13 protein-coding genes are annotated in these 12,737 nt (G+C 65.3%); 7 read left to right on the top strand and 6 right to left on the bottom strand.

Translation table 11 applies throughout. The features are described 5' to 3' along the window. Nucleotides 1-12: 12 nt before the first annotated feature. Nucleotides 13-915 (bottom strand): VOC family protein, encoded by a 903-nt coding sequence (locus tag CFB82_RS33675; protein WP_089449005.1) that lies wholly within the window; start codon nucleotides 913-915, stop codon nucleotides 13-15. Nucleotides 916-926: 11 nt separating this feature from the next. Further along, the gene (locus tag CFB82_RS33670; protein WP_089486772.1) at nucleotides 927-2,495 is read right to left on the bottom strand and encodes a bifunctional 3-(3-hydroxy-phenyl)propionate/3-hydroxycinnamic acid hydroxylase; all 1,569 of its coding nucleotides are present in this window, start codon (nucleotides 2,493-2,495) and stop codon (nucleotides 927-929) included. Nucleotides 2,496-2,649: 154 nt separating this feature from the next. On the opposite strand from CFB82_RS33670, the gene CFB82_RS33665 reads away from it, so the two are divergent. The 4 genes from CFB82_RS33665 (at nucleotide 2,650) to CFB82_RS33650 (ending at nucleotide 5,128) form a co-directional block, all read left to right on the top strand. Beyond that, entirely contained in the window at nucleotides 2,650-3,339 is a 690-nt protein-coding gene (locus tag CFB82_RS33665) for a TetR/AcrR family transcriptional regulator (RefSeq protein ID WP_089486771.1), read from the top strand. A gap of 263 nt (nucleotides 3,340-3,602) precedes the next feature. Continuing rightward, the gene (locus tag CFB82_RS33660) at nucleotides 3,603-4,028 is read left to right on the top strand and encodes a TOBE domain-containing protein (RefSeq protein WP_089486770.1); all 426 of its coding nucleotides are present in this window, start codon (nucleotides 3,603-3,605) and stop codon (nucleotides 4,026-4,028) included. A gap of 84 nt (nucleotides 4,029-4,112) precedes the next feature. Further along, a complete protein-coding gene (locus tag CFB82_RS33655; protein ID WP_089486785.1) occupies nucleotides 4,113-4,703 on the top strand; it encodes a nitrogen fixation protein NifQ in 591 nt (196 codons plus the stop codon). A gap of 59 nt (nucleotides 4,704-4,762) precedes the next feature. Then, complete coding sequence (locus tag CFB82_RS33650) at nucleotides 4,763-5,128, top strand: bleomycin resistance protein (protein WP_089486769.1); 366 nt, start codon at nucleotides 4,763-4,765, stop codon at nucleotides 5,126-5,128. Nucleotides 5,129-5,248: 120 nt separating this feature from the next. Here the strand turns inward: CFB82_RS33650 and CFB82_RS33645 are convergent, their stop codons facing one another. Together CFB82_RS33645 and CFB82_RS33640 are read right to left on the bottom strand one after the other, a co-directional pair. Next, nucleotides 5,249-6,310 carry a DMT family transporter gene (locus CFB82_RS33645; RefSeq protein ID WP_089486768.1) on the bottom strand — a complete coding sequence of 354 codons (1,062 nt, stop codon included), beginning with the start codon at nucleotides 6,308-6,310 and terminating at the stop codon, nucleotides 5,249-5,251. Between the two features lie 501 nt (nucleotides 6,311-6,811). Further along, nucleotides 6,812-7,474 (bottom strand): ProQ/FinO family protein, encoded by a 663-nt coding sequence (locus tag CFB82_RS33640; RefSeq protein ID WP_089486767.1) that lies wholly within the window; start codon nucleotides 7,472-7,474, stop codon nucleotides 6,812-6,814. Nucleotides 7,475-8,203: 729 nt separating this feature from the next. On the opposite strand from CFB82_RS33640, the gene CFB82_RS33635 reads away from it, so the two are divergent. Then, the gene (locus CFB82_RS33635) at nucleotides 8,204-8,788 is read left to right on the top strand and encodes a DUF2889 domain-containing protein (protein WP_089486766.1); all 585 of its coding nucleotides are present in this window, start codon (nucleotides 8,204-8,206) and stop codon (nucleotides 8,786-8,788) included. 94 nt (nucleotides 8,789-8,882) lie between these two features. Here the strand turns inward: CFB82_RS33635 and CFB82_RS33630 are convergent, their stop codons facing one another. Both CFB82_RS33630 and CFB82_RS33625 read right to left on the bottom strand, forming a co-directional pair. Beyond that, nucleotides 8,883-9,374 (bottom strand): flavodoxin family protein, encoded by a 492-nt coding sequence (locus CFB82_RS33630; RefSeq protein WP_089449010.1) that lies wholly within the window; start codon nucleotides 9,372-9,374, stop codon nucleotides 8,883-8,885. A gap of 195 nt (nucleotides 9,375-9,569) precedes the next feature. Then, nucleotides 9,570-10,223 carry a TetR/AcrR family transcriptional regulator gene (locus CFB82_RS33625; RefSeq protein ID WP_089486765.1) on the bottom strand — a complete coding sequence of 218 codons (654 nt, stop codon included), beginning with the start codon at nucleotides 10,221-10,223 and terminating at the stop codon, nucleotides 9,570-9,572. Nucleotides 10,224-10,306: 83 nt separating this feature from the next. On the opposite strand from CFB82_RS33625, the gene CFB82_RS33620 reads away from it, so the two are divergent. Beyond that, nucleotides 10,307-11,431 (top strand): MBL fold metallo-hydrolase, encoded by a 1,125-nt coding sequence (locus CFB82_RS33620; protein ID WP_089486764.1) that lies wholly within the window; start codon nucleotides 10,307-10,309, stop codon nucleotides 11,429-11,431. A 126-nt stretch (nucleotides 11,432-11,557) separates the two neighbouring features. Continuing rightward, complete coding sequence (locus tag CFB82_RS33615; RefSeq protein WP_089486763.1) at nucleotides 11,558-12,574, top strand: AraC family transcriptional regulator; 1,017 nt, start codon at nucleotides 11,558-11,560, stop codon at nucleotides 12,572-12,574. Nucleotides 12,575-12,737 lie beyond the last annotated feature (163 nt).

Genomic DNA, 12,737 nt, shown 5'->3' with positions numbered 1-12,737 from the left:
GAGCGCGCGGCGTCAGCCGCGCAGCAGGTCCGCAACGACGTGCGGAGGGCGGTGCCCCCAGGTACTGAGCCGGTCCAGGTGCTGAACTTCCCAGCTGGATTCGTCGATGACGAGCCCGCCCCAACCGAACTCGACGTTGAAGCCCGACGGCGTACGCACGTAGAAACTGAACATCCGGTCGTTGGGGTGCATGCCGAGGCTCATCTCGAGCGGCTGCTTCGCTTCGAGGCAGCGGTCATGCGCGAGCCCGACGTCGCCGAGCTCGGCGGCCTCGATCATGAAGTGATGCATGCGCTTGCCGAACGGCATGTTCGCGAACGCGACCGAGTGGTGACGCGGGTTGCAGCGCAGGAACGCCACGCTGGCCACGATGCCGGGCGCCACCTCCTCGTCGATGACGTCCGTCGTGCGAAAGCCGAGCAGCCCGTACCAGTCGACGAGCACACGACGGTCCGCGCCGTTCTCGATCAGCACCTGGTGGCCCGCGCCGATTCCGCCGGTAACGAAGCGCGACACGCGTTGCGGGGACTCGAATGGCGTATCGGCGGCGGCCAGCCCGACATATAGTTCGACGCGGTTGCCCAGCGGATCGGTCGTCACGGCGAGGCGGCGAACCGACCGTTGCGTGCACAACTGATCATCACCCTCGACGACTTCGTTGCCGGCCGCGCGCAGCCGGCCGACGATCGCATCGAGATCCGCGTCCGTCTCGCAACCGAAGCCGGTGAATGCGAGATCGTCGGCCCCGCCCCGAACGACGATCCAGCGATGCGCCGCGCCGTCCATCCGCAAGCCCAGCATGTCGTCGGAGCGGCTGCCGACCTGCATGCCGAGCAGGCCGGTCGCGAAGCGTTCCCACGCGGCAAGATCGCTTGCCTCGATGCCGACGTATCCGAGTTCCGTCACTGTACTCATCCTGCTCTCCTTCATTGATTCGTCCCGCATCGGCTGACGGTGCGATCGGGTACGGCGAGACCGCTCACGTCGGCGGCCGCGACGAACCGGTCCGGGCGCAGCGCGACCGCGCGCGCGCCGAACTTGCGCATCCACGGCTGCAGCACGCCGTCGAGATCGACGAATTCGTCGGGCCCCTGCGTATGTTCATCTTGCTGGCGCACGGCGATGTAGCGCGCGCCCAGCCGGTCCCACGCCGCCTTTTCGTCGGCGCTGAGCAGGCTGGCCGGATCGACGTCGTCGCCAAGGAGTACGAAGCCGTCACCCAGCAGGTCGTCCAGCCGCGCCATCGCGCCGCGGTTGTCACCCACCACCGGCTGCGGCACCATCCGGCCGACGACGCTCTCATCGCCGAGCGGGCCGCGCAGCCATCCGGCCGCGAGCACGGGCGGCGCAATCAACGGTGGTTCAGGCGCGTCCGGGCAGGGCGGCGCGGCAAGGGCTGCCTGCTCGTCCTCCGACAGTTCCTGCTTGATGATGCGGCCGAGTTGAACGGCAAGCTGCGTGTAGAACGTCGCGTTCGGCCGGCGTTCCGTCTCGTAGGTATCGAGAAAATCTTCGGACAACGTACCGTTCAGCACACCAGAAAGTTTCCAGCCGAGGTCGAAGGCATCGCGCATGCCGGTCTGCATGCCCGCGCCGGCCCATGGCGGCATCAGGTGCGCGGCGTCGCCTGCGAGAAACGCGCGGCCGGCACGCCACGTATCGGCCATGCGCGTGTGATGCCGGTAGAACGCATACTGATGGATCTCGACGTCGTCCTCGCTTACGCCAAGCGCCTTCAGCAGCGGCCAGACCTGCTCGTGGGTCGCGAAATCGGCTTCGCTTTCGCCGGGCTTGAGCGGCAGCTCCCAGCGATGATTGCCGCCGGACAGCGCGATATCGACCACGGGCCGCTCCTTGTCGGACCAGAAGGTCAGCAGGTTGCGATCCGGCCACCAGCGCTTCACGCGGCAATCGATCACGATCCACTGCACGTCCAGCGTATCGCCGAGCAGCTTGATGCCCAGCATGCCGCGCGTCGCGCTGCTCCCGCCGTCGCATCCGATCACGTAGCGCACACGCGTGTCATTCGTTTCGCCGGTCGCCGTATTTCTCGTACGCACGGTGACGCCCGCGTCGTCCTGCGTCAGCGAGATCACCTCGAAGCCGTAGCGCACGTCGATCTCGCGCTCGTACTTCGCCGCGCACTCGCGCAAGGCCGCTTCCATCGTCGGCTGATAAATGTTGAAGAAGCGCGGCTTGATGCCGAGCGTCGACGGCGGGTGTTCGATGCGCATGATCTCGGTACCGTCGTAGCGCATCCAGCGCAGAGCACGTTGCGGATCGATGTGTTTCAGCACCGCTTCGTCGACGCCGAGATTCTGGAAGATCCGCATCGTCCAGTCGTTGACCGTCACCGCCCGCGCCCGTGGGTAGATCTCGCGATGCCGTTCGAACGCCACGCAGGAAATGCCGTGCCGGGCCAGCGTGAGCGCGGCGATGACGCCGGTCGGACCATAGCCAACGATCGCAACGTCGGCGTCGTACTCGTGAGTCATGGGGTGTCTCCTTCTCCTGTAGTGCGTTCGTCACGTGGTGTGACGGTCCACGCCTTCGATGGGAGAATTGTACCGATAGGTCCAATACTGAAAATCTAGGGAAAACGCGTATTGGACCGATCGGTACAATAATTGGGAGGCGTATACTTTTGCCATGGACAATCCACAACAAATCGGTAACCGGCGCGGTCAGAAATCACGCCAGGAAATCCTCGACGCGGCGGCTCGTGTCATGTCGGCCTATGGCTATGCCGGCACATCGATGTCTGCGCTGGTCGAAGCGACCGGCATCCCGAAGAGCGCGATCTACCATCACTTCGGCTCCAAGGCCGGATTGCTCGCGGAAGTGATGGCGCAAGGCGCGCGGGGGTTTTTCGATGCGATGCGCAATGCGCACGCGAACCCGCCCGACGGCACGCCGCGCGAGCGGCTGGGCTGGTATCTGCAGAAGACCGGCGAGGTCTTCCTGCATCGCGAGAATTTCCTGCGCCTGCTGTTCGTGATGGTCATGAGCAACGAGGCGGCGGAGCCGGAAGCGATGCAGACCGTCGTCGATGTGCGGAATGAAGGTCGCGACTATATGCGCGAAATGATTCGCAACGCGTTCGGCCAGGATGGCAAGGGGATGACCGCCGCCGCCGCGGACGATCTCGCGTACTTCGGCATGATGGGTTTCGACGGCGCGTTCGTCTCGTTGCAGTCCGGCGACCCGAGATCGATGACGAAACACATGGCGCAACTGACCGATGCACTCGTCGCGCTGGGCGAGACGCGAGCCACCCCGGCCCGCAAGACGGCTTCGCGTCAGGCCGCGGCGCCGCGCAGCGCATCGAAGCGCAGCTAGGCGCGCGGGCCGCAGCGCAGCATGGATTGCGGGGCGACCGTGACGCCGCCGCGCGACTCGCCGGGCGCTGCGCGCGAGGCCGCCCGGGGGCTGGCCGGAAGCTTCCGGCGAATGCCCGCCGGGCAATCGAGCGACCGTTCGCAACCGGAATGCCGGGCATCGGAAACCCGAGCCGCATTTCGCCGGCATTGAAGGTAAACTCGTCCGCAATTTCCCGTCTTTACCCACCGCCCGCCGGGCGGCTCATTTTCCGGAGATCCACCATGCGAACCAGCGCCCGCAACCATTTCGCCGGCCAGGTCAGCACCGTCAAGACCGGTGCCGTCAACGACGAAATCACGCTCCGCACGCAGGACGGCCTCGACATCGTCGCCGTGATCACCCACGGCAGCGCGGCTTCGCTGGGCCTCGCGGCCGGCTCGAAGGCATTCGCGCTCGTGAAGGCGTCGTCGGTGATCGTGATGGTCGACGTCGACAGCAGCAAGGTGTCGGCCCGCAACTGCGTCGCGGGCACCGTATCGTCGGTCGCGAACGGCGCGGTCAATTCGGAAGTCGTGATCAAGGCCGCGGGCGGCGCCGAGATCGTCGCGATCGTCACCAACGACAGCGTCGATCGCCTCGGCCTCGCGAGCGGCACGGCTGCGTCCGCGATCTTCAAGGCATCGAGCGTGATCGTCGGCGTCGAGTGAACGGATGACGATCGCGATGGCGATCCGTTTCGCACGGCGCATTCACGCGAATCGCGCCGTGCGGCTGCCGGTGGGATGCGTGCGATGACAACCGCGTTCGATCACGCTCGGCAACGAGCGCTGCAGTCGTTGCTGTCCGCGACGGCCAGTGCCGACACACCCGATGCACGCCTGTTCGGCGCACTCGTTGCGGCATGCGCGCGCCGTGATGAACTCGGGCTGCTCGGCCTGTCTCGTCGTCAATTGGCCGGCCTGCTGACGCGGCAGTTTCCGCACCTGCCTGCGGCCGATGTCGCGGCGCTCGCGCCAACGGCCGCGATGGCAGTGCTGCCATCCACTCACGCGGCGTTCGTCGCAACGCTGCACACGCGGCTGATGAACAACGCGAATCCCGCCGCCGACCGCGACGACGCCGGCTGTCTCGCGTCGATCATCGCGCACGCCTGCCTGCGCCCCGATCATCTGTGGCGCGATCTCGGGCTCGACGGGCGCGACGCGGTATCCGCGATGCTCGATCGCTATTTCCCCGCGCTTGCCGCGCGCAACATCGCTCACCTGCGCTGGAAGAAATTCCTCGCACAGGAAGTGGCCGCCTCGCTCGATGTGCCGCCGGGCCCTGCCCCCGGGTGCCCGGGCTGCGAGGATTTCGGCTTTTGCTTTCCTCACGCGCGATAACCACCGCGGCGGGCGGGCTGCTCATTCGAGTCGCCGCGTCGCCATCCGGAGAACCCGCCATGACCGACATTGCAAGCCCCAACCTGCCGTCGCGCGATTTCGAAATCACGTCCCGGTTCTACGAAAAACTGGGGTTCGCCGAGACCTGGCTCGATGACGGCTGGATGATCCTCAAGCGCGGAGACCTGTTGCTGGAATTCTTTCCGCACCCCGAACTCGATCCGGCGACGAGCTGGTTCAGTTGCTGCTTCCGGCTCGCGGACGTCGGCAGGTTCTTCGACGACGTGCTCGCAGCCGGCATTCCGGAGCAGGCGACCGGCTGGCCACGCGCGCACCGGCCGACTCGCGAAGCCTGGGGCGGCACGGTCGGCGCACTGATCGATCCGGACGGTTCGCTGATCCGGTTGATCCAGACTGAAGACTAGGCTCGCACCCGCTGTTGCGGTCGCGCTCGGGCGGTGCTGCAAACCGATGCGCGCGCGATGCAACGCACGCCCCATAAACGGTTACCTTGCAAACCGTATCGCCTGCTGTTCATGACGCGGTCAATGCCGGTGCCGGTGATGAATGTCCGGAAAATGCGCATGGCTGTGCGTGATCGGCAGATGCACGTGCGGATGCGTGTGCGGTTCGTTGCCGTCGTACGCAAAATCGTGTGCATGCTGGTGGTGTTCGTCGTGCCGATGCCGATGCGTGTGCTCGAGCTGCTCGTGCGTGTGCGTGTGTTCATGTCGTTCGCGAACGTGCAGCCAGATGCCGAGCGCCATCAGCACGGCCGCGATCCAGAACGTCGCGGGCGGCAGCGCGGGCCAGATCAGCAGCGACAGCACGACGCCGAACAGCGGCGCGATCGAGAAATAGGCGCCCGTGCGCGCGCTGCCGAGATGACGCAGTGCGACGACGAACAGCACGAGGCTGATCCCGAAGCCGCCGAGCCCCGTCAGCATCGCGGCAGCCGTGACCGGGACAGCCGGCAGCGTCGCGCCGGTCGCCAGCGCGATGCCGATGTTCACGGGTCCGGCGATCAGCCCCTTCGCGCACGCGATGACCATCGCGTCGTTCGCGGCCACCTTGCGGGTCAGGTTGTTGTCGACCGCCCAGCACAGGCATGCGCCGACGATCAGCAACGCGCCGACCGGCACGCCGGCCTGGCCCGGCGTCCACGACAGCAGCGTGCCGCCGGCGACGATCGCGACCATCCCGAGGAACACCTGCGAATCCACGTTCTCGCGAAACACGACCCACGCGATGACAGCCGTCAGCACGCCCTCGAGATTGAGCAGCAACGCGCTCGTCGCTGCTGGCGTGCTCGACAGCCCGAGCATCAGCAAAGCCGGGCCGGCCACCCCGCCCGCCGCAATCGCGCCGGCCAGCCAAGGCAGGTCTGCACGCTGCAGCGGCGCGGCGCCTGCGGTCGGCGCATGCCGGTTGTGCAGGCGGCGAAGCAGGATACCCATACCGAGCCCGATGCCGCTGCCGAGATAGAACAGGCCGGCGACCATGAACGGCGACATCGCGCCGATCAGCGCCTTGGCGAGCGGTGTCGCGGCGCCGAACAGCGCGGCAGCGGTGAGCGCGACGAGAATCGCGGAATGTCTCGAGTGCATGATCCGGTTTGAATTGACGTTGAAGGACGCCGGCTGTCGCAGCGGGTCGCGTCGCGGTGGGCTTGTCGTACCTTTCGCAATGCAAGCTGCATCGCAGGCGGCCAGCTTGCGCGCGACCTGACGGCCTCGGCGAGATTATCGCGCGTCATCATGTCACGATGACCGGACGCGAACGTCCACGCGCCCTTCGGTGGTTTCAGCATGCCTCTATGTTAGGAAAACGAATTAATTGAACGACGCGTTGCCGTATTCGGGGCATGCGTACCGTCCATGCGCAAACGACACAATCGAAACAACGCGCGTGCAGCGTCGATCGGCGAACTTTCTTCGTCCGGTCGCGTGGTCTGTTCGAGGTGGGACAGGTAAGAGCCCGGCACGTCGAGCACCGGTGGGAGCAGTCCTGACCTGCCTCGGTCGAGGCAGGTCAGCCCGTCGTGTCATTCACCGCGGGCGATGTGCCTGCGGGACTGCGCCGTGCGATATGCAGCGGCGCGGTGCGGATTACGCGTTTCCAGCCGTTTGCTGCTCGACCCGCGGCGCTGCGTCGGCTTGCGCTTCCACGTTGGCCGGTTGCGGCTCGGCGGCGGCCTCGGCCGGCTGTTCGGCCTTCGGCTGCTGCTGCGCGCCTTTGGCCGCCTGTGCCGCGCCCTTGCCGGGGCGGCGTGCCTTCAGCCGGCGCGCCCGCGCTGCGTCGTCGTGCGTGACACGCCCTGCTTCGTTACCCTGCAGATCGACCCGCACGGCGTCTTCGACGAGGCACGACCAGTAACGGTTGCCACGGCACCACGTCGACATCGCTTCACGCAGTTCGGCTTCGTTGAGCCCGACGGCCTGTGCTTCACGTGCGAGGTCGTCCCAGATACCGACCTTGAGCGGCACTTTGGGGGCCGGATTCTTCGGGAACGCACGCGGAAACTTGCGCTGCAGTTTGCCGATCGCAACGATGACCGGATCGACCGGCGCCGCCGGCTTCGCCGAAGCCGGCTTCGCGCGGTGCGCTGCTTTGCCGCCGGCCGCAGCCGGCTTGGCGCCACGCTGCGGCTGGTCGCCGGACTTCGGCTTCGCGCCGGTGTCCGCCGGCGCTGCCGGCCGCTTCGCGTTGCGCTCCTGCTTGGCCTTCGCTGCGAGCTGCGCCCGCAATTCGGCAAGTTGTTCAAAACCCATAAATTCAATCCACCAGGAATATAAGGTGTGGTTCGTGCGGCCATGCCGCGCGGCGCACAAGCTTCGCCGCCATGCGTGCGACCCGTCTGCCGCCGATGCGGAATACGACGGGGCCGCATCGCGCACGCCACTCTGTTTTCAGGCACCCGGCCACGATGCCGGACAAGGCAGGAGTGGAAGTATACCGGTACGCGCGGCGGCCGGTTGACTCACCGGTCTGCATTGGCCCGATTCGGGGTACCGGAAATGCGTCCATGCGGTCGTGTTGCGCATTATATGGATACGTTTCCGGAAGTCACGCCGTTCACGCTCGTTGGCGGAAATCGGGGCCATTTTCCGTACTGCGATTGCCCCGGCGGTACTGATCGACGTCCGGCACGTGGTGTTCCGCCTCGGGACGTCGAGCGCGATCCCGCCGCATCGGTGCGTCGCCGCCCCCGGCTGCGAATCTGCATCCGGTTGGCAGCGTCGGCCGCGTGCGAATCAAAGATCACGGCGATGGATCGGCGCAAGTGCCGTGCCCATTCGAAAGCATCGGTGCCCACACGCGACTCGTTGCGTCCGCATCCATCCCGTGGCGCACGAAGAGGCCGAAAAGTGCGTAGTATGGCCGGATCGATGTCGTCGGCAGCGCACCTCGGCCCGTTTCGCCCGGCCCCACGGGCGAGCCGCCGACATCACGCTTGCCTGCCGAAAGAACGAACCGGTTGTACGAAACGGAGCAGATACATGGTTCCCCCACACGACATCCCGCACGACGGCATCATGCGCGAGGAAATTCACCATCGGCAGATCGACATGCGCGGCTATCGGCGCAGCGACGGCCGGTTCGAAGTAACGGCCTGCCTCTCGGACCGCAAAACCTTTGATTTCACGCCGCCGGGCGGCACGCGGACAGTCGCCGCGCTGTCGCCGATCCACGACCTCGGCGTGACACTGGTCTTCGACGCCGACATGGTCGTTCGCGCCGTATCCACGTTCCTCCGGTCGCATCCGTATGCGCAGTGCCCGGGCGGCGGCGACTCGCTGCAGGCGCTCGTCGGACTGAGCATCGGCGCGGGGTGGAACAGCGAGATTCGCAAGCGCTTGCCATCCTGCGATACGTGCACGCACCTGAAGGAGTTGCTCGGCCCGATCGCCACCACGGCCTATCAGACGATGGTCGGCATGCGGAAGTCGTCGCTCGAGGCGCGCGACAGCGACGGAAAGCCGCTCAAGATCGACAGCTGCCATGCCTATGGCGCATCGCGCGATCTCGTGAAACGTCTTTGGCCCGAATATCACCGGCCTTCCGAGACGGCAAAGGACAGCTAAAGGCCCGGCATTCGGCTAGTGCCGTACCGGCAGAATGCGTGCGTCGCGTGCACCAACGTGCGTCGAACAGTCGTCGCAGTTGCAGCGCCTGCGATCAAAAAACGCCCAGTGCAAGCCCCGCTGCAAGACCGGCGCCCAATTCGGCACAGCGCGCGAGATCGCCGGCGTCAATCGTCTTCGCCGCGAGGATGCGTTCCGGCGTCTGCGCGTGCGTGCAGACGATCAGGCCCGGCGCCACATTCTTCAACCGCCATCCGGTCGCGATCCGGTCGATCTGGCGCAGCGCGTTCTGCCCGTCGCTTCCCGCGCAGATCATCACCGCATACGGGCGGCCGTTCACGCGATCGAGCGCCGCGTAGTAGCAGCGGTCGAAGAAATCCTTCATCAGCCCGGACATTGCCGCGAGATTCTCCGGCGTGGCGAACAGATAGGCGTCGGCGGCCAGCACGTCGGCCGCGCTCGTTGCATCGGCGCGCTGCAGCCTCACGTCGACGCCGGTTTGCTCGCGCGCAGCGCCGGCGGCCGCTTCGGCCATCTGTTGCGTGCCTCCGGTCATCGTGTGATAGACGATCAACAACGTCTTCATTCGTCGTTACTCACGTTCGGTTTCAGGTGCGCTGACGGCATCGCCGATTTCCGCTGAATGGCCGGAGATTCGATGAGGCAATCCCGCATGCGCTTGCGCGGATCTGCCGGTTTGCCGGCTCGTCGTTGCGACGCACGTATCGATCCGTGCACGTCGCGCCAGGCTCGATTCGCGCAAGTTCGACCGGATACACGATCAGTCCGTTACGTCGCGCGATGCGTCGGTGCGTTCCGGTTGCGCGTAGTACGCGAGAAACATGTCGGCAGCGGATTCAGCGACTTTTTGTTGCTCCTGCGCCGCGAGCGGCGGCTGGCCCATCGTTACCTGCGGCCAAAACGCGAATACCTTCACGACACCGTGCAACTGGTGCGCGGCAAACACCGGGTCGGTGACCGACAGGCGTCCGGCGGCCGCGGCCGTCCGCACCCAGACCGTCATGTCTTCCTCGCGTTCGCCGAGGCGCTCGACCATGTCACGCGCACGTTCCGGCGAATGGATGGCCGCACCGATCGCGACGCGCGCGAGCGACAGAAATGCCTCGTCGCTGAGCAGGCGCATTTTGCGATCCAGCAACGCAAGCAATTGTTCGCGCAGGGGCACATCGGCACGGTAGGTTGGCGAACTGCCTGTCCGGGTCGCATCCCACATTTTTTGCAGGATGGCGGCGAACAACGTTTCCTTGCCCGGGAAGTGGTTATAGACCGTGCGCTTCGACACGTCGGCACGCGCAGCGATGCGGTCCATGCTGGTCGCGTCGTAACCCGACGCGAGAAATTCCTCGATGGCCGCGTCGACGATGGCCGCGCGCTTTCGATCGGTCAGGCGCTGAGGGGGAGTACTGGTATCCATTCAGAAATTTTACACCGGGTAGTTTACTTATCCCAAAAATAAACTACACTGTTTAGTGTACTTTATCTTCCGGACGAACCGACATGGCATCGCCTCTCGTTTTGATTCATCGCATTCTGGGTTTGGCGGCCTCCCGGCGCGGCCGCGCACTGTCAGGCGGCTCGCCGCAGCACAATGGCGAGCGCTTCAGCAATGTCGCGCCCCGTCCGGTCGAGGGTTTCGGCAAGACGCTCGGGATCGCCTGGAACGTGCTGTTCAACAAGCCGCGCAATACCGTGCCCGCAGGGCGGCTGCCCGTCGATTCGCTGACGCGCGCGGAACTCGATGCTGCCCCCGATCGCAGCCTGTACCGGCTTGGCCATTCGACGCTGCTGCTCAAGCTGCGCGGCGAATTCTGGCTGACCGATCCCGTGTTCGCCGAGCGCGCGTCGCCGTTTCGGCGCGTCGGGCCGAAGCGCTTCCATGCGCCGCCGATCGCGCTTGAAGATCTTCCGCCGCTGCGCGGTGTGATCCTGTCGCACGATCACTACGATCATCTCGACCGAGACACGGTGCTCGCGCTCGCGGCAACCACCGGCGTGTTCGTGACAACGCTGGGTGTCGGCGACCGCCTGATCGAATGGGGCATCGACGCGAAGAAAGTCCGTCAGCTCGACTGGTGGCAGAGCGTCGACGTGGCCGGCCTGACACTGACCGCGACACCTGCCCAGCACTTTTCCGGGCGCAGTCTGTTCGACGGCAACAGCACGCTGTGGGCGTCCTGGGTCATCGTCGACGACGACCTGCGCGTGTTCTTCAGCGGCGACACCGGCTACTTCGACGGTTTCCGGACGATCGGCGAGCGCCTCGGGCCGTTCGATGTCACGCTGATCGAAACAGGCGCCTACGACGCGCAATGGCCGTACGTGCACATGCAGCCGGAAGAGACCGTGCAGGCGCACATCGATTTGCGCGGACGCTGGCTGGTCCCGATTCACAACGGCACGTTCGATCTCGCGATGCATCGCTGGCAGGAACCATTCGAGCGCGTCACGGCACTGGCGATCGTGCGAGGCGTCGATTTGTCGACGCCCAGGATGGGCGAACGCCTCGCACTCGACGAACCGCATCGCGGCGAGCGGTGGTGGCGCACGGTCGACGATCGCGTGACGTCCGTTGCCACGAAATCGCGCCGCTGGACGCTTTGCGCGTCGCAGGCCACGAAGTAAAACCCACCGATCGTTGTACATTTTTTCCCCGGAGCGCGGCAATGCCGCGACTCCGGCAGGCGCGTTGCCGGCGTAGCCGCACGTCGACGTGCTGTCTGTAGACCCGATTACCTGAGTAGAAAAGTCATGCCTCCGGCACCCGTCCGATACGCACCAGGCCAACCCGTCGACGACGCCACCATCGCCGCATTCAACCCGGCAGTCCCCCGATCGACGAGCCATAGCCGGGAGAATGACCTGCGGCAGACGCTCGCAGAGCGCGTCGCGAGATGGACGGATGACGTCGATCACCTCACCACGGCCATTCCGAACCTGAGCCTCCATCGAAGGGAGGCGACAACGCAGCCGATGGACTGCATGGTCGAGCCGAGCTTCGGTCTCGTCGTCCAAGGCACGAAGCGGCTCATTCAGAGCGGCGATGTGTATCTCTGCGACGCCAACCGCTTTCTGATCACGTCGCTCGACTTGCCCGGTTCGACGCAGGTCATCGAGGCCAGCCGCGAAAGGCCGTTTCTCGGAATCGGGCTCAAGCTTGATTTTCGGGTCATGGCTGAACTGATGGCGCAGGTCGCAGCGGATCACGAGGAAGCCCCTGCAGGCCGCGGCCTCGTCGTCGGGAATATGAACGAACCGCTCTACGACGCAGTGAATCGCTTGCTGGCGTTGCTGGATGATCCGAATGCCATTGCAGTTCTTGCACCGTACGTCGAGCGGGAAATCTATTACCGGCTGCTGACGAGCGACCAGGGCGCGCGTCTGCGCCAGATTGCGTCCGCCGGCAGTCAGGGCAACCGCGTGTCGCGGGCGATCCAGTGGTTGCGGACCCATTACGACGAGTCGCTTCGGGTCGACGATCTGGCGGCGCAGGTACAAATGAGCAGTTCGACCTTTCACCACCACTTCCGCCAGCTCACCGGCATGAGTCCGCTGCAGTACCAGAAATGGATTCAGCTCAATGAGGCGCGTCGACTGATGCTGTCCGAGCGGCTCGATGCCGCGTCGGCATCGTTCAGGGTCGGATATGCGAGCCCGACTCAGTTCAATCGCGAATACAGCCGGTTGTTCGGTAATTCTCCGCGGAGAGATATCGATAGCCTGCGAAGCGGAGCCGATGTCGTCCTGTCTGTGGCCACAACGTATTGATCGCGGGGACGGTACTTGAGATGCAGGATCCACGTTTGGTGGTATCCGTAGAAGGGTTGCATCGACTCTCCACGTGAAAGGTCGATCCGGTTGAGCCAGACGAGCGCAGCGGGATACACGCTTGTTGCTGATCCTGGATTGATTGCCCGGCAGCCGGCCGCGA

This window comes from Burkholderia sp. HI2714 (genome assembly GCF_002223085.1).
GTDB lineage: Bacteria > Pseudomonadota > Gammaproteobacteria > Burkholderiales > Burkholderiaceae > Burkholderia > Burkholderia lata_D.
This window is presented reverse-complemented; position numbering and strand designations above follow the sequence as displayed.

Bases quoted from the DNA above. Each gene is read 5' to 3' on its own strand.
- CFB82_RS33675 (WP_089449005.1), bottom strand. From the start codon at position 915: ATGAGTACAGTGACGGAACTCGGATACGTCGGCATCGAGGCAAGCGAT.
- CFB82_RS33670 (WP_089486772.1), bottom strand. From the start codon at position 2,495: ATGACTCACGAGTACGACGCCGACGTTGCGATCGTTGGCTATGGTCCG.
- CFB82_RS33665 (WP_089486771.1), top strand. From the start codon at position 2,650: ATGGACAATCCACAACAAATCGGTAACCGGCGCGGTCAGAAATCACGC.
- CFB82_RS33660 (WP_089486770.1), top strand. From the start codon at position 3,603: ATGCGAACCAGCGCCCGCAACCATTTCGCCGGCCAGGTCAGCACCGTC.
- CFB82_RS33655 (WP_089486785.1), top strand. From the start codon at position 4,113: ATGACAACCGCGTTCGATCACGCTCGGCAACGAGCGCTGCAGTCGTTG.
- CFB82_RS33650 (WP_089486769.1), top strand. From the start codon at position 4,763: ATGACCGACATTGCAAGCCCCAACCTGCCGTCGCGCGATTTCGAAATC.
- CFB82_RS33645 (WP_089486768.1), bottom strand. From the start codon at position 6,310: ATGCACTCGAGACATTCCGCGATTCTCGTCGCGCTCACCGCTGCCGCG.
- CFB82_RS33640 (WP_089486767.1), bottom strand. From the start codon at position 7,474: ATGGGTTTTGAACAACTTGCCGAATTGCGGGCGCAGCTCGCAGCGAAG.
- CFB82_RS33635 (WP_089486766.1), top strand. From the start codon at position 8,204: ATGGTTCCCCCACACGACATCCCGCACGACGGCATCATGCGCGAGGAA.
- CFB82_RS33630 (WP_089449010.1), bottom strand. From the start codon at position 9,374: ATGAAGACGTTGTTGATCGTCTATCACACGATGACCGGAGGCACGCAA.
- CFB82_RS33625 (WP_089486765.1), bottom strand. From the start codon at position 10,223: ATGGATACCAGTACTCCCCCTCAGCGCCTGACCGATCGAAAGCGCGCG.
- CFB82_RS33620 (WP_089486764.1), top strand. From the start codon at position 10,307: ATGGCATCGCCTCTCGTTTTGATTCATCGCATTCTGGGTTTGGCGGCC.
- CFB82_RS33615 (WP_089486763.1), top strand. From the start codon at position 11,558: ATGCCTCCGGCACCCGTCCGATACGCACCAGGCCAACCCGTCGACGAC.